Origin of the sequence: Frankia sp. Mgl5 (assembly GCF_023242985.1) — a bacterium.
Taxonomy (GTDB): Bacteria; Actinomycetota; Actinomycetes; order Frankiales; family Frankiaceae; genus Parafrankia; species Parafrankia soli.
The window spans coordinates 143,752-165,188 of the sequence record NZ_JALKFY010000001.1 but is presented as its reverse complement, the minus strand read 5'-3'; the positions used below and the strand labels follow the sequence as shown (position 1 = coordinate 165,188).

20 protein-coding genes and 1 pseudogene are annotated in these 21,437 nt (G+C 73.1%); 4 read left to right on the top strand and 17 right to left on the bottom strand.

The annotated features are described in order from the left end of the window. From nuoE to MXD62_RS00710, 6 genes are all read right to left on the bottom strand, one after another. Positions 1-822 carry an NADH-quinone oxidoreductase subunit NuoE gene (gene nuoE, locus MXD62_RS00735; RefSeq protein WP_248827541.1) on the bottom strand — a complete coding sequence of 274 codons (822 nt, stop codon included), beginning with the start codon at positions 820-822 and terminating at the stop codon, positions 1-3. Next, complete coding sequence (locus tag MXD62_RS00730) at positions 822-2,195, bottom strand: NADH-quinone oxidoreductase subunit D (protein WP_248827540.1); 1,374 nt, start codon at positions 2,193-2,195, stop codon at positions 822-824. Before MXD62_RS00730 ends, nuoE begins: the two co-directional genes overlap by 1 nt. 91 nt (positions 2,196-2,286) lie before the next feature. After that, the gene (locus MXD62_RS00725) at positions 2,287-2,976 is read right to left on the bottom strand and encodes an NADH-quinone oxidoreductase subunit C (RefSeq protein ID WP_020463517.1); all 690 of its coding nucleotides are present in this window, start codon (positions 2,974-2,976) and stop codon (positions 2,287-2,289) included. Then, positions 2,969-3,763 (bottom strand): NADH-quinone oxidoreductase subunit B family protein, encoded by a 795-nt coding sequence (locus tag MXD62_RS40010; protein WP_368862292.1) that lies wholly within the window; start codon positions 3,761-3,763, stop codon positions 2,969-2,971. The genes MXD62_RS00725 and MXD62_RS40010 overlap by 8 nt, the downstream gene beginning before the upstream one ends. Beyond that, on the bottom strand, positions 3,754-4,116 hold the full coding sequence (locus MXD62_RS00715; protein WP_248827539.1) for an NADH-quinone oxidoreductase subunit A: 363 nt from the start codon (positions 4,114-4,116) through the stop codon (positions 3,754-3,756). The genes MXD62_RS40010 and MXD62_RS00715 overlap by 10 nt, the downstream gene beginning before the upstream one ends. A gap of 342 nt (positions 4,117-4,458) precedes the next feature. Beyond that, complete coding sequence (locus MXD62_RS00710; protein WP_248827595.1) at positions 4,459-5,757, bottom strand: geranylgeranyl reductase family protein; 1,299 nt, start codon at positions 5,755-5,757, stop codon at positions 4,459-4,461. A gap of 615 nt (positions 5,758-6,372) precedes the next feature. Here MXD62_RS00710 and MXD62_RS00705 point away from each other — a divergent pair. Continuing rightward, positions 6,373-7,089: a dienelactone hydrolase family protein gene (locus MXD62_RS00705; protein ID WP_248827538.1), complete on the top strand. Its 717-nt coding sequence runs from the start codon at positions 6,373-6,375 to the stop codon at positions 7,087-7,089. 12 nt (positions 7,090-7,101) lie between these two features. On the opposite strand, the gene MXD62_RS00700 is transcribed toward MXD62_RS00705, so the two are convergent. The 5 genes from MXD62_RS00700 to MXD62_RS00680 form a co-directional block, all read right to left on the bottom strand. Continuing rightward, positions 7,102-7,866 (bottom strand): demethylmenaquinone methyltransferase, encoded by a 765-nt coding sequence (locus tag MXD62_RS00700; RefSeq protein WP_248827537.1) that lies wholly within the window; start codon positions 7,864-7,866, stop codon positions 7,102-7,104. A gap of 4 nt (positions 7,867-7,870) precedes the next feature. Beyond that, positions 7,871-8,956, bottom strand: coding sequence for an adenosine deaminase (gene add / locus MXD62_RS00695; protein WP_308301180.1), 1,086 nt, complete (start codon positions 8,954-8,956; stop codon positions 7,871-7,873). A 50-nt stretch (positions 8,957-9,006) separates the two neighbouring features. Beyond that, positions 9,007-10,212 (bottom strand): cyclic dehypoxanthinyl futalosine synthase, encoded by a 1,206-nt coding sequence (mqnC, locus tag MXD62_RS00690; RefSeq protein WP_248827535.1) that lies wholly within the window; start codon positions 10,210-10,212, stop codon positions 9,007-9,009. A gap of 180 nt (positions 10,213-10,392) precedes the next feature. Next, the gene (locus MXD62_RS00685; RefSeq protein ID WP_248827534.1) at positions 10,393-10,758 is read right to left on the bottom strand and encodes a hypothetical protein; all 366 of its coding nucleotides are present in this window, start codon (positions 10,756-10,758) and stop codon (positions 10,393-10,395) included. A 58-nt stretch (positions 10,759-10,816) separates the two neighbouring features. Next, entirely contained in the window at positions 10,817-12,667 is a 1,851-nt protein-coding gene (locus tag MXD62_RS00680) for a serine/threonine-protein kinase (RefSeq protein ID WP_248827533.1), read from the bottom strand. Between the two features lie 598 nt (positions 12,668-13,265). Here MXD62_RS00680 and MXD62_RS00675 point away from each other — a divergent pair. Then, positions 13,266-13,718 carry a sirohydrochlorin chelatase gene (locus MXD62_RS00675; RefSeq protein WP_248827532.1) on the top strand — a complete coding sequence of 151 codons (453 nt, stop codon included), beginning with the start codon at positions 13,266-13,268 and terminating at the stop codon, positions 13,716-13,718. A 102-nt stretch (positions 13,719-13,820) separates the two neighbouring features. Here MXD62_RS00675 and cobA read toward each other — a convergent pair whose 3' ends face one another. From cobA to MXD62_RS00645, 6 genes are all read right to left on the bottom strand, one after another. After that, positions 13,821-15,461, bottom strand: coding sequence for a uroporphyrinogen-III C-methyltransferase (gene cobA, locus MXD62_RS00670; protein WP_248827531.1), 1,641 nt, complete (start codon positions 15,459-15,461; stop codon positions 13,821-13,823). 160 nt (positions 15,462-15,621) lie between these two features. Continuing rightward, positions 15,622-16,293, bottom strand: a complete 672-nt coding sequence (locus MXD62_RS00665) for a phosphoadenylyl-sulfate reductase (RefSeq protein WP_020463528.1) — start codon at positions 16,291-16,293, stop codon at positions 15,622-15,624. Further along, positions 16,293-16,511, bottom strand: a complete 219-nt coding sequence (locus tag MXD62_RS00660) for a hypothetical protein (protein ID WP_018505187.1) — start codon at positions 16,509-16,511, stop codon at positions 16,293-16,295. The genes MXD62_RS00665 and MXD62_RS00660 overlap by 1 nt, the downstream gene beginning before the upstream one ends. Further along, positions 16,508-18,295: a nitrite/sulfite reductase gene (locus MXD62_RS00655; protein ID WP_248827530.1), complete on the bottom strand. Its 1,788-nt coding sequence runs from the start codon at positions 18,293-18,295 to the stop codon at positions 16,508-16,510. The genes MXD62_RS00660 and MXD62_RS00655 overlap by 4 nt, the downstream gene beginning before the upstream one ends. A 56-nt stretch (positions 18,296-18,351) precedes the next feature. Next, entirely contained in the window at positions 18,352-18,681 is a 330-nt protein-coding gene (locus MXD62_RS00650; protein WP_248827529.1) for a hypothetical protein, read from the bottom strand. 196 nt (positions 18,682-18,877) lie between these two features. Then, positions 18,878-19,453, bottom strand: coding sequence for a response regulator transcription factor (locus tag MXD62_RS00645; protein WP_248827528.1), 576 nt, complete (start codon positions 19,451-19,453; stop codon positions 18,878-18,880). On the opposite strand from MXD62_RS00645, the pseudogene MXD62_RS40005 reads away from it, so the two are divergent. Continuing rightward, positions 19,388-19,846, top strand: a pseudogene (locus MXD62_RS40005) (hypothetical protein); the annotation flags it as partial. The gene MXD62_RS00645 and the pseudogene MXD62_RS40005 sit on opposite strands and share 66 nt — an antisense overlap. A 387-nt stretch (positions 19,847-20,233) precedes the next feature. Continuing rightward, entirely contained in the window at positions 20,234-21,403 is a 1,170-nt protein-coding gene (locus tag MXD62_RS00640; RefSeq protein ID WP_248827527.1) for a helix-turn-helix transcriptional regulator, read from the top strand. Positions 21,404-21,437: the final 34 nt, after the last annotated feature.

The window sequence follows — 21,437 nt, the reverse complement described above, 5'->3', positions numbered from 1 at the left end:
TCAGTTCACCTTCGTCTGCGGGACGCCGGGCGTCCCCGGCGCGGGCGCCGGGCTCGCCGGGGCGGCGGCGCTCGACGATGCGGGGCTGCTCGACGCCGGCGCAGCCGGGGCCGAAGCAGCCGAGGGCGGCGCGTTCGAGGGCAGCGGGGTCAGCGGCGGGGCACCGGCCACGCCGTCCTCCGCCTTCCAGCCGGCGGCCTCGGCGAGCAGCACGCCGGCCAGAGACGGGGTCCCCACCCCCTGCCCGGCGACGCCCTCCGGACGCGGGTCCTCGAAGCCGGCGAGCTGGAACGAGGACTCGCCGAACGTACACAGCGGGCCGCCGCGGGTCGGGGCCGGGCGCTCGCCGCGCCGCAGGGCCTCGACGATCTCCTCCGCCGAGTCCGGGTTGACCTGGTCGTAGAACTCGTAGTTGACGGTCATCACCGGCGCGTAGTCACAGGCCGCCAGGCACTCGGCGTGCTCCAGCGTGATCGTGCCGTCCTCGGTGGTCTGGTCGTGCCCGACGCCGAGGTTCTTCGACAGGCGCTCGTAGACCTCCTCGCCGCCGCGCAACAGGCAGGAGAGGTTCGTGCAGACGGAGACCAGCCAGTCGCCGACCGGGCGGCGCTTGTACATCGTGTAGAACGTCGCGACCGCGCTGACCTCGGCGTGGGTGATGCCGAGCTCCTCGGCGCAGAACTCCACGCCCTCCGCGGTGACCGCGCCCTGCTCGGACTGCACCAGGTGCAGCATCGGCAGCAGCGCCGAGCGGGAACGCCCCTCGGGGTAGCGCGCGACGATCTCGCGGGCCGCGGCGCGGGTCTGTTCGGTCAGTGGCATCAGCGATCAACTCCCCCGAGCACCGGGTCGACGGAGGCGACGCCGACGATCACGTCGGCCACCTGCCCGCCCTCCGTCAGCGCGGGCACGGCCTGCAGGTTCACGAAGCTTGGGTCCCGCACGTGGACGCGGAACGGCCTGGTGCCGCCGTCGCTGACGACGTGGTAGCCGAGCTCGCCGCGCGGCGACTCGATCTGCGTGTACACCTGGCCGGCGGGCACCCGGAAGCCCTCGGTGACGAGCTTGAAGTGGTGGATCAGGGCCTCCATCGAGGTCCCCATGATCTTGCGGATGTACTCGAGCGAGTTGCCCATGCCGTCCGAGCCGATGGCCAGCTGCGACGGCCAGGCGATCTTCTTGTCGGCGACCATGACCGGGCCGGGGCGCAGCCGGTCCAGGCACTGTTCGACGATCTTGAGGGACTCGCCCATCTCCTCCAGCCGCACCAGGTACCGGGCGTAGGAGTCGCCCTCGAGCGCGGTCGGGACGTCGAACTCGTAGGTCTCGTAGCCGCAGTACGGCATGGTCTTGCGCAGGTCCCAGGGCAGACCGGCGGCGCGCAGCACCGGGCCGGTCGTCCCCAGCGCGAGGCAGGCGGCGGCGTCGAGGAAGTTGACGTCGACCATCCGCGCCTTCCAGATGGGCTGGCCGGTCAGCAGCGCGTGGTACTCGCGGATGCGCTTGGGCATGTAGTCGAGGAACTCGCGGATCGCCGGGATCGCCTCGTCCGGGATGTCCTGGGCCAGGCCGCCGGGGCGGATGTAGGCGTGGTTCATCCGCAGGCCGGTGATCGTCTCGAGCAGGTCGAGGATCTTCTCCCGCTCACGGAACCCGAAGATCATGCCGGTGGTGGCGCCGAGCTCCATGCCTCCGGTCGCCAGCCACACCAGGTGCGAGGCGATCCGCTGCAGCTCCATGACGAGCACCCGAATGACGGTCGCCCGCTCCGGCACCTCGTCCGTGATGCCGAGCAGCTTCTCCACCGACAGGCAGTACGCCGCCTCGTTGTACAGCGGCGAGAGGTAGTCGGCGCGGGTGAGGAACGTGACCGCCTGCGTCCAGGTGCGGTACTCGCAGCTCTTCTCGATCCCGGTGTGCAGGTAGCCGATGACCAGGCGGGTCTCGGTGACCGTCTCGCCCTCGATCTCCAGCACCAGCCGCAGCACCCCGTGGGTGGACGGGTGCTGCGGGCCCATGTTGACGGTGATCCGCTCGCCGTCGTCCTCACCGGTGCCGAGAACCTGTTCCCAGTCACCGCCCGTCACGGTGTAGATGCGACCGGCGGAGGACTCGGTGAACCCGGCCTCGTAGGGCTGCGCGCCGGTGATGGTCTCGGCCGGACTGTCGACGGGCGTCTCGGTGTGCGTGCTCATAGCGAACCTCGGAAGTCGGCTCGGGGGTGCCTGGCGGTCACGCGTGACCCCGTGGTGGCCCGCGCCCGGGTGCCGGCCGGACAGTGCCCGGTCACGAGTAGCTCCGGCGGGTCTCGGGCGGCGGGATCTGCGCGCCCTTGTACTCGACGGGGATGCCGCCGAGCGGGTAGTCCTTGCGCTGCGGGTGGCCCACCCAGTCGTCCGGCATCATGATCCGCGTGAGCTCGTGGTGGCCCTCGTAGACGATGCCGAACAGGTCGTAGGCCTCGCGCTCGTGCCAGTCCGCGGTCGGCCAGACCGGGGTCAGGCTCGGCAGCACCGCGTCGCCGTCCGCGACGGACACCTCGACACGCAGCCGGCGCCGGTGGGTCAGCGACGTCAGGTGCACCACGGAGTGCAGGCGGCGGCCGGTCAGGTCGTCGGGGTAGTCCACCCCGGACAGCGACGACAGCAGCTCGAAGCGCAGCCCCGGGTCGTCGCGCAGCGTCCACGCGACGTCCAGCAGCCGCTCGCGGCGCACGTGGATCGTCAGCTCGCCGTACGCGAAGACGACCCGCTCGACGGCGTCACCGAGCTCGGGGAAGACCCGCTCGAGGGTGTCGTAGACGGTGTCGGCGGCCTCGTCACCGAACGGCCGGGACGTCGACGCCAGCGCGGCCACCGGCGGCACGAGGCCACCGAAGCCCGACGTGTCGCCACTGCCGCGCGCGCCGAAGGCGTCCCGGCGGCGGCCGCCCGGGCCGCCCGGAACGCCGGCGGAGCCCGGTACCAGGTCAGTCATCGGTCAGGGTCTCCGTGCTCGGTCCGGGACCGCCGGCCCGGGACTCGTCGGTCGGCTTGGCGTCGACGGGCACCCGCTTGCCGCGGCCGAAGACGGACGGCGGCGCGATCGCCGCCGGGCGGCGCTCGTCCAGCACCGGCTCGACGGCACCGCGCCCGGCCGGGACCGGAGCGCCCTCGGGGAGGCTGAACCGCTTGCGGTCGTTGACCGACAGCGTGCGGGTGTCGACCGCGCCGGCGGGCAGGCCGGCCCACGCCGTGGCCACCTCGATCGGCTTCGGGTAGGGGGACGAGCCGGCCTTGGTGTGCTCGACCTTGCCCGACACCGAGCCGGCGAGAATCTTCTCGTGCAGCTTGATGATCGCGTCCATGAGCATCTCGGGACGCGGCGGGCAGCCCGGCAGGTACATGTCCACCGGAACGATGTGGTCGACGCCCTGCACGATCGCGTAGTTGTTGAACATGCCGCCGCTGCTCGCGCAGACGCCCATCGACAGCACCCACTTGGGCTCGGGCATCTGGTCGTAGATCTGGCGCAGCACCGGGGCCATCTTCTGGCTCACCCGGCCCGCCACGATCATGAGGTCGGCCTGACGCGGGCTGGCCCGGAAGACCTCCATCCCGAAGCGGGAGAGGTCGTACCGGCCGGCGCCGGTCGACATCATCTCGATCGCGCAGCAGGCCAGACCGAAGGTGGCCGGCCACAGCGACGACCTGCGCGACCAGTTGGCCAGCTTCTCGACGGTGGTCAGCAGAACTCCACCGGGCAGCTTCTCTTCTAGCCCCATTCCAGACCCCCCCGGCGCCATATGTAGGCGTAGGCAACGAAGATCGTCGCCATGAACGACACCATCGCGCCGAGACCGAAGACCGCGAGACTGTCGAACGTGACGGCCCACGGGAACAGGAAGATGATCTCGATGTCGAAGACGATGAAGAGCATCGCGGTGATGTAGTACTTCACCGGGAAGCGGTGCGGCCCGGCCGGTGTCGGCTCGGGCTCGATACCGCACTCGTAGATGTCGACCTTCGCCCGGTTGAACCGTTTCGGGCCGACCAGCGCGCTCACCGCCACGGAACCGACCGCGAACAGCATCGCGATCGCGAGCAGAACGAGGATCGGCACATAACTGTCGAGCATGCCGAACTCCTCTCCTTCGAAAGTTTGGTGCGGACGTCTTGGTGGCGGTTCGCCGGGTGTGGCCGAACGGGCCTCCCGAGCCAACCGGTGCTTCGTGCTCCTGCCCCCGCGGGTGCCGAGCGCGGGTGCAGCCTACGCGACCTCTGATTTCCCGGTCGCACCGGGATTGTTCCCCTCCGCAGCACCGCCGGAGGGATCTCCCGTGGACGTCTGACACAGCCCGGAGTTCCCTGGTTCGGAGCACGCGCGACTATCGGGAGGTGTCGCGTGCGAGCACGTGCGCCGGAGTCCATACCGGCGGCTGCCGGCGTCCCTACCGGCTGCTTCCGAACGTGGCCGCGTTCAGGCGGCGGGCGCCAACCGGGTCAGCGCGTTGATCAGTCGATCCGTGGCGTCACCTCCCCGCGGGTCGGTCAGATTCGCCATGACCTTCAGGACGAAACGCATCAGCATGGGCCGAGGCAGCCCGTACCTGGTCCCCAGCGCCATCACGGTCGGATTCCCGATGAGCTGTACAAACAAACGGCCCAGGGTGTAATACCCCCCGTATGTCTGAGTCAGGATCTCCGGATATCGCCCGAGCGCCCGCTCCCGGGCCGGCCCGGAGTGCCGGGCGAGCGCAAGGACGATCGTCTCGGCGGCGATCCGGCCCGATTCCATCGCATATGCGATGCCCTCGCCGTTGAACGGGTTCACCATCCCGCCGGCGTCGCCGACGAGGAGCACTCCGTCCTGGTAGTGCGGGGTGCGGTTGAAGGCCATCGGCAGCGCGCTGCCGCGGACCGGGCCGGTGGCGTTCTCCTCGGTGTAGCCCCACTCGGGCGGCAGCCCGTTCAGCCACCGGCGGAGCAGATCCCGGTAGTCGGTGTTCTGGAAGGCGCTGGTGGTGTTGAGCATGCCCAGGCCGACGTTGCTGGTGCCGTCACCCATACCGAAGATCCACCCGTAGCCCGGCAGCAGTCGGCTCTGGCGCGGCGGGCCCTCCCACAGCTCGAGGTGGGACTCGAGGAAGTCGTCGTTCGTGCGCGGGCTGCGGTAGTAGCGCCGCACGGCCACGCCCAGCGGGCGGTCCTCCCTGCGCCGGATCCCCAGCGCCTGCGCGATCCGGGCGCTGTTGCCGTCAGCGGCGACCACGACCGGGGCACGGAACTCGGCCGGAGCCCGGTCGACCCCGGCCCGGGCGGTCACGCCGACCACCCGTCCCGTCCGGTCGTCACGCACCGGCCCGGTGACGGAGGCGCCCTCGACCAGTCGGGCACCGGCCTTGACCGCGTGCCGGGCGAGCATCTCGTCGAAGTCCGCGCGCGGGCGAACCAGGCCGTAGTCGGGCCAGCTCGCGAGCTCCGGCCACGGCAGCTCGAGGCGCACACCGCCGCCGATGATGCGCAGCCCCCTGTTACGCAGCCAGCCGGCCTCGACCGATGTGTCGATGCCCATCTCGACGAGGCTGCGCACGGCCCGCGGGGTCAGCCCGTCACCGCAGACCTTCTCCCGAGGGAAGGTGCTCTTCTCCAGCAGCAGGACGTCGAGCCCGGTGCGGGCGAGGTGGTACGCGGTGGCCGAGCCGCCCGGCCCGGCACCAACCACGATGACGTCGGCGTCAGGGCGGTCATCCGCCCGGGTGCCGTCCCGTTCCGTCATCCGCTTGGTCACGCGCTGCTCCGGATTCCCGCGCCAGTCGGCCGATCAGGGCCGTGTCCCACGTCTCCCGCTTGCGCGCTCGTGAAATTCTTCACGAGCGCCACGCCGAGTGTAGGCCCTGCCAAGGCCCAAGGCACCAACCAGGACCTCGAGATGCGCAGACGAGCCAACTTCCCCCGTACTTCGCAACGCAGCGCCACGGCACGGCGACGATAGGCACCTCGGTGGTCCCTCGACCGGGCCAACACCCGCCTGTCGGTGCGGCGCGAGCCGGCCGGCAGCGCAGGCGGCACCGGCGGGCACGCAGGCGGCCCGCGCCGGGCGAGCGGGCGAGCGGGCGGGGGCTGACGCCAAGCGGGCGGGGGCGACGCGCACGATCGGGCCGGCCGTCCCCGGCCAGGAGGTGACATGACCACCCGAGCTGGGTAGTTCCGCAAAGTTGGCTGACAAAAGTTGGCTGACTTTGGCTGGCAGAAAGTTGGCTGACATCGCGCGAATGACTGACATCGCGCGGACCCGCGTCTCACGGATCGACGCGCCCCCATCGGATCCGGAGCCCGCCGATCGCCCGGCGTGGATCGACAGGCCCCACCGACATCGGAGATCGACGCGGTCATGACCTCAGAAACAGTCGTTCTCACCACCGCCGAAGGTCCGACGCCCGCGGTCATAGCGGAGCCCCGGTGGACCGCCCGCGGCGGCGTCCTCGTCGTGCACGAGGTGTTCGGGCTCACCGACCACGTGACCGACGTCTGCCGCAGGTTCGCGGACGCCGGCTGGCGGGCCGTCGCCCCGGATCTGTACCACCGGCTGGGCTCCCCCGTCTTCGACTACACCGACTCGGCGGCGGCGGTCTCGCTGCGCGGCCGGTTGTCCGGCGACGACATCCTCGACGACCTGGACTCCGGGCTGATGGTGCTCGCCGAGTCGGGGACGGCGGTCGACCGCTGCGCCGTCGTCGGGTTCTGCATGGGCGGCGGCATCGCCTTCCACGCGGCCGTGCGGCGCCCGCTCGGCGCCGCCGTCACGTTCTACGGCGGCGGCATCGAGGACGGTCGGTTCGGCGAGCCCTCGCAGCTCGACCTCGCCGCCGCCCTGCAGACCCCCTGGCTGGGGCTGTACGGGGATCTCGACCGCTCGATCCCGGTGGAGCAGGTGGAGCACCTGCGGGCCGCGGCCGCCCGCGCCGAGGTCGACACCGAGGTCGTCCGCTACCCGGGGGTGGGCCACGCCTTCTACAACGACGCGCGCCCCGACTCCTACGACGCCGCCGCGGCCCGCGACGCCTGGGCGCGCGCGCTGGCCTGGATGGAGGCGCACGTCCCGAACTGACCCAGGGGTCAGTCAGTCGTCTCCGCCGGGGCGGACGGCGCGGTGGACGGCGACGATGCCGCCGCTGAGATTGCGCCAGCCCACCCTTGTCCAGCCGGCCGCGCGGATCGTCTCCGCCAGCGCGGCCTGCCCCGGCCAGGCCCGGATGGACTCCGCCAGGTACACGTACGAGTCCGGGCTGCTGCTCACCGCTCGCGCGACCGCGGGCAACGCGCGCATCAGGTACTCCATGTACGCCGTGCGCACCGGCCGCCACACCGGACGGCTGAACTCGCAGACCGCCAGCACGCCCCCCGGCCGGGTGACCCGCAGCAGCTCGGCGAGGCAGACGTCGACCTCGGCCACGTTGCGCAGGCCGAAGGAGATCGTGACCCGGTCGAAGGAGCCGTCCGCGAAGGGCAGGCGCAGGCCGTCACCAGCCGCCAGCAGCACCCGGCCGCCACCCGTTCCCGCCCCACCCGTTCCCGCCCCGGCGCCCGCCCGCGCGGTCGCGTCGGCGAGCCGGCGCCGGGCCTGGGCCAGCATGCCGAGAGAGAAGTCGCAAGCCACGACATCGGCCCCGGCGGCGGCGAAGGCCCGGGACGACGTCGCCGTCCCGGCCGCGACGTCGAGGACCCGCAGGCCCGGCGCCAGGGCCAGGGCCCGCGCGGTCGCGGTCCGCCAGGTGCGGTCCAGGCCGGCCGACAGCACCGCGTTCGTCACGTCGTACCGCCGCGCGACCTGGTCGAACATCGCGGCCACCTGGTCGGGCTTCTTGTCCAGACCCGCTCGACTCACCGGCTCATCCCTCTGCGTTCGTCATGGCCACGGACCCCACCGTCGCGGACCCAGCCGCGTCAGACCCGGCCAGCGCGGACCCAGCCGCCGACCCAGCCGCCTCGGCGGCGAGCGCCGTGGCCTGGGCGGCGTCCCAGTCCGTGCCGGCCCCGAGCGCCACCAGCCGGGACCGGGTCCGGTCGTCGCACAGCGCACCGGCAACCCCGGCCTCGTAGAGCCGGGCGAGGCGCACCCCGAGGCCCGCCGCGACGGCGTACTCCCGTTCGAGATCCGTGCCGAACATCGCCGGATCGTCGGTGGCCAGCGAGCAGCGCAGCCCGGCCGCGAGCAGCTCGGGCAGCGGGTGCGCCGCCAGGTCGGTGACGACACCCGTCCGCAGGTTCGACGTCGGGCAGATGTCCAGCACGATGCCCCGCTCCACCAGCTCGGCGACGAGCTCGGGGTCCTCGAGGGCCCGCACGCCGTGCCGGATCCGCCTCGCCCCCAGCGCGTGCAGCGCGCCGCGCACCGACTCGGCGCCGGCCGTCTCCCCCGCGTGCGGGACGGCGGGCAGGCCGGCCTCCGCGGCGGCGGCGAAGACCGGCGCGTACGGCTCCGGCGGATGGCCCACCTCGGGCCCGCCGAGCCCGATCCCGACGACACCGCGGTCGGTGAACCGGGCTGCCCAGCCGACGACGTCCATCGCGACCTCGGGTGGCAGCACCCGGTCGATGTCCGGGGTCAGCCGTACCTCGACCCCGAAGCGCTCGCGGGCCTCGACCGCACCCTCGGCGTAGCCGGTGAAGATCTCCTGCCAGGGCACGCCCCGGTTCACCCGGAACCACGGCGAGAAGATGCCTTCGAGGTAGACGGCGCCCTGCGCGGCGGCCCGTCCCGCGTAGTCGACGACGACCTCGCGGAAGTCGTCGGCCGTGCGCATGACCTGCGTCGTGAGCACCCAGACCTTGAGGAAGTGGTCGAAGTCGCGGAAGCGGTACAGCTCGGCTACGCCCTCGACGGTGCGGGCCGGCAGCGCCTCGTTGTTGCGGCGCGCCATCGCGAGCAGCATCTCCGGCCGCACCGTCCCCTCGAGGTGGACGTGCAGCTCGATCTTCGGCCCGCTGCCCGCGACGCCCGGCCCGCCCGCGTCCGGTTCGTGGCTCAGGTCGACACCAGCGGCAGCGCGGTCGAGGAGAAGTGCGAGGCCACCCGGTCGTCGACCGGATCGAGCGCCGGGTCACGGTGCACGACGAGGTGCCGGTACAGCGTGTCGCGCTGCGCCGGGATGCGGTCGGCGGCCCGGATCAGGTGGATGAGCTCGGACCGGTTGGTGCGGTGCCGGGCCCCCGCGGAGGAGACGACGTTCTCCTCGAGCATCACCGAGCCGAGATCGTCGGCGCCCATGTGCAGGGTGAGCTGGCCGACCTCCTTGCCGGTGGTCAGCCACGAGCCCTGCAGGTGGGCCACGTTGTCGAAGAACAGCCGCGCGACGGCCACCAGCCGCAGGTACTCCAGGGTCGTCGCCTGCGTCCGGCCGCCGAGGTGGTTGTTCTCCGGCTGGTACGTCCACGGGATGAACGAGCGGAACCCACCGGTGCGGTCCTGGACGTCCCGGATCATGCGCATGTGCTCGATGCGCTCGGCGTTGGTCTCGCCGGTGCCCATCATGAACGTCGCCGTCGACTCCAGGCCCAGGCCGTGGGCGATCTCCATGACCGACAGCCACACGTGGCCGGGCTCCTTGAGCGGGGCGATCGCGTGCCGGGGACGCTCGGTGAGGATCTCCGCGCCCGCGCCGGCGAAGCTGTCGAGCCCGGCGTCGCGCAGCCGGGTGATCACCTCGGCGAAGTCCAGGTCGGACGTCCGCGCGATGTGCACGACCTCGCTGGCGCCGAGCGAGTGCAGGGCGAGCTGCGGGTAGGCGGCCTTGATGCCGGCGAACGTCCGCTCGTACCACTCGATCCCGAACTCGGGGTTGTGGCCGCCCTGCAGCATGATCTGGGTGGCGCCCAGCTCGACCGCCTCGCCGCACCTGGCAACGATGTCGTCGAGGTCGCGGACCCAGCCCTCGGCGTGCTTCGGCGACCGGTAGAAGGCGCAGAACCGGCAGGCCGTCACACAGACGTTGGTGTAGTTGATGTTCCGGTCGATGATGTAGGTGGCGATGCCGTCCGGGTACCGGCGGCGGCGGACGGCGTCGGCCGCGCGCCCGAGCCCGTGCAGCGGAGCGGACGTGTAGAGGAGGAGCGCCTCCTCCGGCGAGATTCGCCCGCCGTCAGCCGCCCGGTCGAGCAGCGCGCGGATCTCGGCATCGGGAACGCGGGCCCGGCCCGCCGGGGACTCACCGTCGGCATCAACAAGGCTCACCCCAGGATCGTACGACCTGCGCCGGGCGAGCCCCGGGCTACGGGCGGCCGAACTCGGACGAGCCGGCTCGGAAGACACCGCGTCAGAAGCCCCGGCCCGGGCTACACCGGCCCGGGGAAGCGCCGGCCGGGTGGCACCGGCCCCGGCGGCGCCGGGGCCAGGGCCGGGTGGCGGACCGGCTCAGATCCGGTCGTATCCCGAGCTGTCGCGGGAGCCGGAACCCGCCCCGGCGCCGGGCCCGCCCGCACCGGTCGTTCCCGGGCCGGAAGGCCCGGCGCCGTTCTGGCCGCCGAAGTCGGAACGGTGCACGTCGGAGTGCATGTTGTCCGACCCGACACGGGCGTCATGGCCGGTGCCCTGCCCGCTACGGCCGCGGCTGGTGAGCTTGCTGGACAGCTGTCGGATCTTGTCGCGGTTCTCCGGCTTGTTCGCCGCGGCCCGCGCCTTGTCGACCATCTGGCGGGCCTTCGGGCTGTGGAGCATCTCCTGGACCTTGCTGCTGAAGTTCGCCATGACGACGGTGTACCTGCGTCGGGCCTGTTTCATGCCGCCGACATCCACGCGGCCGCGAAGCGTGGCCGGCCCGGGCCCGCGCCAGCACGGTTCAGCCGTTCTGGTCCCCGAGCCCGCCGGGCAGCTGGGTGGGCAGGTTGGGAACCTGGTCGCCCAGGTCAGGGGTCTGGTTCCGCAGGTTGTCGGTCTTGCCCCACAGGTCGTCGATCCGGCCGCCGATGTCGTCCCGGAATGTGCTGACGACTCTGTCCCAGAGCCGCTGGCGCTGGTCGTCCACCATCGTGGCGATCTGGTCGGCCGCCGACAGCAGGAGCAGCACGAGCGCCACGAAGATGATCGTCTTCTTGAACGGGATCCGCAGGCGCCACCGCCGGCGCGGCCGGCGGCTCGGCGCGTACGGCGCCGGCGCGGGGGGTGCCGGGCGGTGCGCGTCGCCGTAGTACGGCGCCGGCGCCGGAGCGGGCGGGGGCGCCGGCCGGGGAGCTGGTCGCGGCGCCGGGCGAGGCGCGGGCGGGGGTGGCGCGGCGGGTGCGTATCCACGGGGAGCCGGCCTGGCACTCGCCGGCCGCGCGCCGCCGCCCTGGGCCTGCGGCGGACCGGCCGCGCCGGCACCGGCCGCCGCGCCGGCTCCAGCCGCGCCGGCCGCACCTGCCGAGTACCGCCCGTCCGGTCGGGCGGCTTCGGGCTCGTCCCCGTACTGGACGAATCCGCCCTTGCGGCGGCGGCGAGCGGGTTGCTGCCCGCCCGGCACCGGCGGGGATGCCTGGCGGGCACCGGGCAACCCGCCCGGGGCCGCACCGTCGCCCGGCCGGCCCGAGGCGGGCGCCGGCGGGCCCTCCCACCAGCGGCTACTGACGTCCGCGGGGCCGGCGACGCGGGTCGGGGCCGGTCGGCCGGGGGCCTGGCCCGCGCCGGCCGTCCCGCCCGCCACACGGGTCGCCGCGGGCCCACCACCGGCTCCGGCGGCACCTGCCGCGCCGAAGCCGTCGCCCGCGCCGGCCGCGCCCGCCGCGTAACCGGCCGCCGCCGCGGCGGCGGACCGGCCGCGTGGCCAGGTGCCGTCGAGGACCTCACTGGCCACGGCGCGCGTGTTGCCGCTCCGGCCACGGTCACCGAGCAGGTTCAGCAGGATCTGCTCGGCGGACGGCCGCACCCGCTGGTCGCGTCGCAGCGCCGCGGCGACGACGTCGCGCAGCTGTGCCGGGACGGGCCGCAGGTCGGGCTGGCCGGTGAGGATCCGCTCCGACATCTCGAGATAGGTGCCGTCGCCGTAGGGGTGGCTCCCGCCCGCGGCGTAGGCGACAAGGAGACCCCAGGCGAAGACGTCGGTCGCCGGGCCCACCGGCGCCGTGCCCTCCATCTGTTCCGGGGCCATCCACCCGGCCGAGCCCAGGACCAGCCCGGACTGGGTGCGCCCGCCCGCCGCGTCGAGCGCCCGCGCGATCCCGAAGTCGATCACCCGGGGGCCGGAGTACGACAGCAGCACGTTGCTGGGCTTGAGGTCACGGTGCACGATCCCGGCGCCGTGGATCGCGGTCAGCGCGGAGGCCACCCCGACGGCGACCCCCTGCAGGGTGGACAGCGGCAGCGCCCCGGACTCGGCGACGACCTCGTCGAGCCGGGCACCGTCGATGAACTCGGTGACCAGGTAGGGACGGCGGGCGTGCGGGTCGGCGTCGAGGACCTGCGCGGTGCAGAAGGGGGCCACCCGGCGGGCGGCGGCGACCTCGTCGGCGAACCGCTCCCGGAACTCCGGATCCACCGTGAGATCCGAGCGGATCACCTTGATCGCTACGTGCCGGCCGCTCTGGTCGAGGGCCAGGAAGACGGTGCCCATGCCGCCGGCGCCCAGCCGGCCGACGACCTCGTAGCGCCCGATCAACGTCGGATCGCCCGGCTGCAGGGGGGCACCCCGCGTCCGGCGTGCCGATCGGTCCGCCACTGGTCTCCCGCTCGTCTCGGGCGCCACCGCGACGTGCCGCCACCCTCGATCCCGCGGGAACCCGCGGACACCCCATCATCACGCCTCGGCCGCGCCGGCGACAGGCCGGCGGTCCGGGTCGCGCCGGGCGGCCGTCGCTCGCGACGGTAACCCGCGCAGTGTCGGATGACCGTATGCTGTCCGTCTTCCGACGGCCGCCCGCCGTAACAGCACCCGGCCCGCGAGCCGGGCCACCGCGCCTGGCGATCTCCGGCCCCGATGGCCACTGCGGTCCCAGACCGCACGACCAGGACAGCTCGCTATCTATCGGACAGAACTCCCAACGGGCCGGGCGGCCTGCTCGCCCTTTCGTTTCCATCTCGCCCTAATGAGGTGGAATCCGCTGCCATCGACACCCGAAACGGCGAGGAAGAAACCAAACGGCGAGAAGGACTTCTCAGGGCAAGGAGCCGAGCCGGGCCTCCGATCAGCCGCCAGGAACAGAGCCACCCCAGCATCAGAGCCGGGCCCGCGCCGCCGCGCCGCGGCGGGCCGGACCCGCCGGGTGACGTGCCCGCCGGGCGGCGTGCCGCCCGCCGCTGGCTGCAGACTAGAGAGCATGCGCGGTCTCCTGGTGATCGGACACGGCTCGCGGCGGGCGGAGGCGAACGCCACGGTCGTCGAGCTCGCGCGCACGCTGGCCGGTGCCGACACCGACAGCCCAGCCCCAGCCCCCGGCGACGGGAGCGGCGACGGCGTGCCGACCGGCACGCCCCCCGCCTGGGACGCGGTGGAACCGGCCTTCCTCGAGATCGCCCGCCCGGACATCGCGGAGGGCTACGCCGCGCTGGTCCGCACCGGCTGCTCGGAGATCGTGGCGCATCCCTTCTTCCTGTTCGACGGGAACCACACCAGCCGCGACATCCCGGACGCCCTGGCGGCGGCGCAGACGGACCACCCCGGGACGAGCTGGACGGTCACCCAGCCGCTCGGGCTGCATCCGGGGGTCGTGCGGGCCGTGCAGGCCCGCATCGAGGACGCGCTGCACCAAGCCGCCGCCGCGGCACCGTGACCGTTGCGTTCGCGGGGTACCGCTAAGGCCACGCAGTGCCCACCCTGCCCGCCGGCCCCACGACGCCGGCAGGCCCCCGACCGGGTCTGCCGACGCCCTGGGCTACGCCGTCGGCGCTCGCCGGCCGGCCACGAGATCGGCGACCGCCGCCGCGAGCGGGTAGATCCCCGGCTCGGACGGGATCGCGTCCACCCGCAGGCCAACAGCCTCGCAGGCCTGCGCGGTGCGCCGGCCCATCGCGGCGACGAGGACACTGTCCGGCAACGGACCGTACAGCTCGACCAGGCAGCGGGCCGCCGTCGACGACGCCAGCGCGACGGCGTCGACGTCACCGTGGCGCAGCTCCTCGGCGATCCGCGGGTCGGCCTCGGCGGGCGCGTCGGCGAGCAGCCGCACACGACGCAGCGTCCGGATCCCCACCGGCGGCGGCGCGGCCCCGCAGATCACCACCCGCAGCCCGGGCACCGGGACCTCCGTCACCACCGTGTGGGCGACCTGGACCTCGGCCGACGACCGCGCGCAGGCCAGCCCCAGCGCGTCGAGCGCGGCGGCGGCCGAGGCGGATGCCGCGACGAGCGTCAGCCCGGCGAGCGCCCGCACGTCCGTACCCGCGCCCCGCAGCAGTGAGACCACCGCGGCGACCTCGTCGGCGTCAGCCAGCACGAGGCCGTCCGCACCTGGAAGCGCCTCGCGCAGCGGCGTCGCGTCCCCGGTCGGGACGAACCGGCTGACCACCGTCTCGACGGCCTCGCCGCCCAGCTCACGCAGCCTGCGGGCGAGCAGCCCCTGCCGCGCCCTGGTGCGCGGGACGAGGACACGGATGCCCGCCAGCGGAGCGTCGCCGGCCACCCCGGGCCGCCCCGACGAGGCGCGGCCGCCCTGCCCGCCGGAGACACCCTGCCCGCCAGAAATGCCCTGGCCGCCGGAAATGCCCTGCCCGCCGGGGACGCGCGTGTCCCGCGTGCCGTACCCGTCAGGGACCCGCTCGCCGTGATCGGCGTCGGCCTCGACCACCGGCGGGATGGGGACGGCGGCGTCCCGGCGCGCGGCGACCTCGCCGACGACCAGCACCGCCGGGGAGCGCAGCCCGAAGGCCACGGCGTCGACGACGAGGGCGTCCAGGGTCGTGCGGAGCACCCGCTGTGCCGGGGTCGTGCCGCGCTCGATGACAGCGGCCGGGGTCCCGGGCGGGCGTCCGCCCGCCAGCAGCGCGTCGACGATGTCGACCAGCCGGGCGACCCCCATGAGCACGACGATCGTGGCGCGGGAGGCACCGAGCGCGGCCCAGTCGACCGTCGACTCGGGGTGCCCCGGCGGCAGGTGGCCGGAGATGATCGCGAGATCCTGCGCGACGCCACGGTGCGTGACGGGGATGCCGGCGTACGCGGGCACGGCGATCGCGGAAGTCACGCCGGGGACCACGGTGCAGCTGACACCGGCGGCGGCGCAGGCCTCGGCCTCCTCGCCGCCCCGGCCCAGCAGAAACGGGTCGCCGCCCTTGAGTCGCACCACCCGGGCGCCGGCGCGCGCGTGCTCGACCAGCAGCGCGTTGACCTCGTCCTGGCTGCGGGACGTCGTCGGGCTCTTGCCCACGTGGATGACGCGGGCGTCCGGCCGGGCGACATCGAGGAGGACGGCCGCGGCCAGGCGGTCGGTGACGACGACGTCGGCGGTGGCGAGCAGCTCCCGCCCGCGGACCGTCAGCAGCCCGGGATCACCCGGCCCAGCCCCCACCAGCCACACCTCGCCGGGCCGACTGACCTGGGAAGGTGCCGGATCCGACCCGGATCCACGGGCTTGCGGCCCAGGTGTCACGACTGCCACGGCGTGCACGGTACAGCGTGGTCCTGGCCACCTGCCCCGAACTGTGCGCCACCCGGCTCCCGGCTGCGAGCCAGGCGAACTAGTGGATGCCGCACTCGGTCTTGGTCGTACCGGCCCAGCGGCCGTCCCGGCCGGCGCCGCGCTGGGTGCACGGCCAGCAGCCCACCGACTCGTAGCCGTCGGAGAGCAGCGGGTTCACGATCACGTTGTGCTCCTGGACGTACCGCTCGACGTCCTCGTCCGTCCAGGTGGCCAGCGGGTGGATCTTGACCTTGCCGCGGCGCTGATCCCAGCCGACGACCGGCAGGCTCTTGCGCCCGGCGGACTCCACCCGCCGCGAACCGGCCGCCCAGGCCCGGTAGGGGGCGAGCGCGCGGTCCAGCGGGACGATCTTGCGCATCCGGCAGCACAGGTCCGGGTCGCTCTCGTAGAGCCGCGGCCCGTGCACGGCGTCCTGACCGACGACGGTGAGCTGCGGGCGGGCGCTGATGATCGGCAACGAGTAGGTGTGCGCGACGGCGTCCCGGGTGCCGATGGTCTCCGCGAAGTGGTAGCCGGTGTCGATGAAGACCACCGGGACGTCCGAGCGGATGCGCGCGAGCATGTCGACGAGGACCGCCTCGGCCATCGACGCCGCGACGACGAGACCGGTGCCGAACTCGTCGGCGGCCCACTGGAGGATCTCCTCCGCCGGGGCGCCCTCGAGCTCGTCGCCGGCCCGCAGTGCCCGGGCCTTCAGCGCGGCATCCATCAGTTCTTCTCCTCCACGTCCGACGGCGCCACGACGGTGCCGTTCGCCGAACCTGTTCTGGCTGTGGCCAGCGCAGTGAGACTGAGCCGGAAGGCGCGCCGGCACGACCGGCACGACCAGTGCCCGTGGCCCTCGCCCGTCCCGCCCGGCGCGGGCTCGGGAACGAGGTCCTCGTCACCGCAGTAGGGGCAGTAGAACGGGACGGCGCGGGCGCTCACGTCGCGCCGCCCTCGGTCCGGCCGCCGGCCGGGCCGGCCGACGCGGAGCCGGCCGACGCGGAGCCGGCCGACGCGGAGCCGGACCCGACGCCGGTCAGCAGCGCCTCGTCCGCGCGTTCCGCCCAGTCGGCGAAGGTGTCGCCGTCGGCCCGGTGTTCCTGGTAGGTCTCCAGCAGGCCGACGACGTAGTCGACCAGGCCGTCGGCGGTCACCTTGAGACCACGTGACTTCCGGCCCAGCCGGGAGCGGGTGCCCAGGTGGCCACCGAGGTGGACCTGGAACCCCTCGACCATCTCGCCGTTGTCGTCCGGGACGAGCGAGCCCTTGAGGCCGATGTCGGCCACCTGGAACCGCGCGCAGGCGTTCGGGCAGCCGTTGATGTTGATGCCGATGGGCTCGTCGAAGTCGGGCAGCCGGCGCTCCAGCTCGACGATGAGGTCGCGGGCGTTGCCCTTGGTCTCGACGATCGCCAGCTTGCAGAACTCGATGCCGGTGCAGGCCATCGTGCCGCGGCGGAAGACGCTCGGCCGGACGACCAGGTCGAGCGCGGCCAGCTCCGCCTCGAGCGCGTCGAGATCCTCGCCGGGGACGTCCAGGATCACCAGCTTCTGGGTGGTGGTCGCCCGGATCCGCCCCTGGCCGAACCGGTCGGCGAGGTTCGCGACGGCGGTGAGCGTCGTCCCGGTGAGGCGGCCGGCGCGCGGCGCGAAGCCGACCGCGAAGAACCCGTCACGCTGCTGGTGGACGCCGATGTGGTCGCGGCCCTCGTTGCGGGGCGGCAGCGGCGCCGGGCCGTCCGGCAGCGCCGCGTCCAGGTACTCCTTCTCCAGGGTCGAGCGCACCCACTCGACGCCCATGTCGGCGACGAGGAACTTCAGCCGCGCCCTGGTCCGCATCCGCCGGTAGCCGTAGTCACGGAAGAGCTGGATGACGCCGTGCCACACCTCGGGCACCCGCTCCGGGGTGACGAAGGTGCCCAGGCGCACGCCGAGCTTCGGGTTCGTCGACAGCCCGCCGCCGACCCACAGGTCGTACCCGGGGCCGAGCTCGGGGTGCACGACACCGACGAAGGCGATGTCGTTGATCTCGTGCAGGGTGCACTGGTCGGGGCAGCCCGACATCGCGCTCTTGAACTTGCGGGGCAGGTTCGACAGCGTGGTGTCGCCGACGAACCGCTCCACCACCTGGTCGATGACGCCGGTGGCGTCGATGACCTCGTCGGCGTCCACCCCGGCCAGCGGGCAGCCGAGGATGACGCGCGGGGTGTCGCCGCACGACTCCTCGGTGGTCATCCCCGCGGCCTCGAGCGCCCCCCAGATGGCCGGGACGTCCTCGATGCGGATCCAGTGCAGCTGGATGTTCTGGCGGTCGGTCACGTCGGCGACGTCCCGCCCGTAACGGGTGGAGATGTCAGCGATGATCCGGAGCTGTTCGGAGGTCATCCGGCCGCCGTCCAGGCGGATGCGCTGCATGAAGTAGCGGTCGTCGAGCTCCTCGGGCTCGAGGACGGCGGTGCGGCCGCCGCTGATCCCCGGCCGGCGCTGGGTGTAAAGCCCCCACCAGCGGAACCGGCCGCGCAGATCCTGCGGGTCGATCCCGTCGAACCCCGTGCGCGGGTACTCGTTCAGGATGCGCTCGCGCACGGCGAGGCCGTCCTGGTCCTTCTTCATCCGCTCGTTGGGGTTGAGCGGCTCGGAGTAGCCCAGCGCCCATTGGCCCTGCCCCTTGGGTCGGGACGGGCTTTGCGGGCGCGCGGCACGCGGGGGTCGAGCAGGAGAAGTCATGAGATCTCTCGGTGAGCAGGGTCCACGACGGCGTCGAACGCCGGCGCGGGCGGAGTTCAGCGGGAGCGGCGACAGCCGGCGCTGGAGACACGCAACAGGTCGACGTGCAGACGTGCGACCAGGCGGAGGTCGACGGGGCAGACGTCACCCGGCCGGGACGCGAGCGCGCCGCGGACGCCGGACGGACCATGCCGGCCCGGCTGGCCGGAGCCGGAGTACGCCGACGGCGCCGAGGGCGCTGTCGGGGCACCGGGCATGAACCGGATAACGTTGATCCTCGACCGTGACGGCCCAGCCGGCGGGAACGCGCCAGCGCGTCGGCGACGGGCGTCTGTTCGCCCGACCGACGGCTCCAGCAGGTGGACCCGGGCAGTCACGATGGCCATGCTCCCACAGATGACGCCCTGACGTCGTGGTTGTGTCGTCACACCCCATCTGGGTCACGGCTCACACACAACGCGCGAACGACCGGGAATGCGAGCCGACGGCACGGCCAGAACCGGGCCGGAGCGGGACGGGGCCGGGGCTTCCCGGGCGGGACCCACCACGGTCCGGCGCCGCCGGACGGGCTCGCCCGCGGGCTCAGACGAGGCGCGGGCGCCGGCACATCTGCCGGAGCCGGTCGAGCAGCGCGCTGGTGGACAGGTCCTTCTCCATCAGCTCGTCCGCGCCGAGGGCCATGACCTCGTCGCGCAGCGCGCTCTCGGAGAAGCCAGTGAAGATCACCACTCGCGCGTCGGGCGCCGCCATCCGCACATGCGGCAGGGCGCCGATGCCGTCGAGCACGGGCATCGCGACGTCCAGCAGGACGAGGTCGGGCGCGGTCTGGGTGACGACCTCGACGGCCTCCGCCCCGTTCGTCGCCCGGCCGACCACGGTGAAGTCCGGCTCGGTGTCGAACAGGAGGCAGAGGAGCTCGCGCAGCCCGTCGGCGTCATCCGCGATCACGACGCGGAACGGACCGGGACGGAACCGGCCGCGCCCGGCTGGCGCGCGGGCCACCCCGGCGTCGGAGACACCGGCTCCGTTGAGACCGGCCCCGTTGAGACCGGCTCCCGCGACGCCGACTTCGGGGAGACCGACTTCAGCGACGCCGACTTCAGCGACGCCGACTTCCGCGACGCCGACTTCCGCGTCCGTCGACGGCCAGCAGTCCATCACTCGTCTTTTGTACGCGCCGCGGGCGAGTCGTGCCCATCGTCATTCGGGATGGTTTCGCGGTATGACCCGACCGCGCCGGGTCCCCCACCCGTTCGCTCCCGCCCAGAAGCACCTGACGGGCCCCCCAGAGCGGATACCCGGGCCGGTGCGACGAATTGTCTCGACCAGGCGGCGAGCGCGGGCTTTTCAGGCCCTATTTCCGATCCGTCGATCAAAAACACTGAAGACACAATCGATTCACAATGCCGGAGGGTGGATTCCGGGAAAACGGGGATGTCGCCGCCGGACGGGATCCGGACGGTCGCCGAGCGCATACCAGCCAGCACCCAAACCCGCCCCGCACGCTCCGACAGGCGATCCGACATCCAAGGTAACGATCACGGAGCGTGATCAGATTCGGCGTCACACAGCTACCACACACCAACGGGTCGACGACGACTCTCCGTGCCTAGGACCTTTGGCCCCTAGTCGTCACCTGCGCCAGACGGAGTATTCTGATCACACAAGGTGATGTCTCGTATCCGTGACCCGAACGGGCCACACCCTTGGAAACCCACCAGGCACACGACGGCAGGCACCAGATCCGTATGGTGCGTGAACGCGGTCGGCTGACCGCACCACGCGTCCAGGCGGGAAGGTGCCGCCGCGTCCCATAACGGTGAGCAGGCGGCCAGCGGTGTTACGTGACCGCCCTGATCTGACGACATCCGGCCGGATGTCGTCAGATCAGGGCGGTCACGTCTCGCCGAGCCCAGGGCAGCGGAAGGATCGGCGCAGATGCGGCAACGGAGCCGAGGCCGGCAGGGTTCGAGTACCGCGGAGGACATCCTCCCGACGGAGATCCGGCGGCGCCGGTGTGAGCGCGGCCTGTCCCGCGACGAGCTGGCCGGGCGGACCGGATACAGCCGCCAGTACATCGGCCAGCTGGAACAGCCCAGCCGGGGCATACCGGCGCGGCCGGTCCTCGCCGCGGTCGACGCGGCCCTGGAGGCCGGGGGCGCGCTCGTCGACCTGCGCGAGGCCGCCATCGCCGAGCGCACCGAGCGGCACCGCCGCCAGCCCGACGCGGAGATCGAGTCCCGCCGGCGGATCGGTGACCTCCTCGACCACCGGCGCTCCGACCGAGAGCTCGACTATCTCGACCGGCTCGCCGCCGACCTCATCGCGGCGGCCGACCTGCTGGACCCGGCCGACCTCACCGCCCAGGTCCTCGACCAGCAGGCCTTCGTCGACCAGCTCCTGCGCACCCCGATGCTGCCGCACCAGCAGTTCCGCCTCTTCATGATCGCGGGCCACCTGGCCGGGCTGCTGGCCATCTCCCTGCTCGACATGGACGAGCTCGCGAAGGCCAGCACCTGCTGCCTGGAGGCCGCGGTGTTCACCGAGCTGACCGGCCACGAGGGCCTGCGTGCGTGGACGCTCGCCGTCAACAGCCTCATCGACGCGGCCGCCCGGCACGCCGAGGAGTCCGAGCCCGCGGCGGGGCGGACCGGGCTCGACGGCCGCCGAGCGGAGCAGGGGCTGGTGGCGACGCGCTCCGCCGGTTCGGATCTGCGGGCCGGCACCCGCGCGGCCCGTACCGGCGCGGCGGACAGCCAGGACGGGGTCGACCACCCGCTCGAATCCACCGCCGATCACGCTGGGTACATGGAGGGCCGGGGGCGCGGCGCCGGCATCGCACCTTCGGGTGGCGCGGCTGCCCCGCGCTCGACCTGGAACCACCAGCAGAGCGACGGAGTACCGTCACTGTCCGCAACAGGCATGAGCGGCGCCGCAGCCGCGCAACAACCGAACCTGGACGAGATGCTGATTGCGCCGGGTGGCCGGGCGACACCGCCTCGGCTCATCGCTCTCGTCAAAAGCCGGATCGCGCGTTTCGCGACGGCCAGCGCACAGCGGGCCACACCCCCGGTGGGTATCTCCCAGGCATTCCGGCCGCCTGTCTAATACATCACCATTGCGGCGTTGCGAGTAGGTCACC

Coding starts and splice junctions, on each gene's coding strand:
- MXD62_RS00640 (WP_248827527.1), top strand. CDS start 20,234: ATGCGGCAACGGAGCCGAGGCCGGCAGGGTTCGAGTACCGCGGAGGAC.
- MXD62_RS00655 (WP_248827530.1), bottom strand. CDS start 18,295: ATGACTTCTCCTGCTCGACCCCCGCGTGCCGCGCGCCCGCAAAGCCCG.
- MXD62_RS00675 (WP_248827532.1), top strand. CDS start 13,266: ATGCGCGGTCTCCTGGTGATCGGACACGGCTCGCGGCGGGCGGAGGCG.
- MXD62_RS00725 (WP_020463517.1), bottom strand. CDS start 2,976: ATGACTGACCTGGTACCGGGCTCCGCCGGCGTTCCGGGCGGCCCGGGC.
- MXD62_RS40010 (WP_368862292.1), bottom strand. CDS start 3,763: ATGGGGCTAGAAGAGAAGCTGCCCGGTGGAGTTCTGCTGACCACCGTC.
- MXD62_RS00710 (WP_248827595.1), bottom strand. CDS start 5,757: ATGACGGAACGGGACGGCACCCGGGCGGATGACCGCCCTGACGCCGAC.
- MXD62_RS00705 (WP_248827538.1), top strand. CDS start 6,373: ATGACCTCAGAAACAGTCGTTCTCACCACCGCCGAAGGTCCGACGCCC.
- MXD62_RS00665 (WP_020463528.1), bottom strand. CDS start 16,293: ATGGATGCCGCGCTGAAGGCCCGGGCACTGCGGGCCGGCGACGAGCTC.
- MXD62_RS00645 (WP_248827528.1), bottom strand. CDS start 19,453: ATGGACTGCTGGCCGTCGACGGACGCGGAAGTCGGCGTCGCGGAAGTC.
- MXD62_RS00650 (WP_248827529.1), bottom strand. CDS start 18,681: ATGGCCATCGTGACTGCCCGGGTCCACCTGCTGGAGCCGTCGGTCGGG.
- MXD62_RS00715 (WP_248827539.1), bottom strand. CDS start 4,116: ATGCTCGACAGTTATGTGCCGATCCTCGTTCTGCTCGCGATCGCGATG.
- MXD62_RS00730 (WP_248827540.1), bottom strand. CDS start 2,195: ATGAGCACGCACACCGAGACGCCCGTCGACAGTCCGGCCGAGACCATC.
- MXD62_RS00685 (WP_248827534.1), bottom strand. CDS start 10,758: ATGAAACAGGCCCGACGCAGGTACACCGTCGTCATGGCGAACTTCAGC.
- nuoE (WP_248827541.1), bottom strand. CDS start 822: ATGCCACTGACCGAACAGACCCGCGCCGCGGCCCGCGAGATCGTCGCG.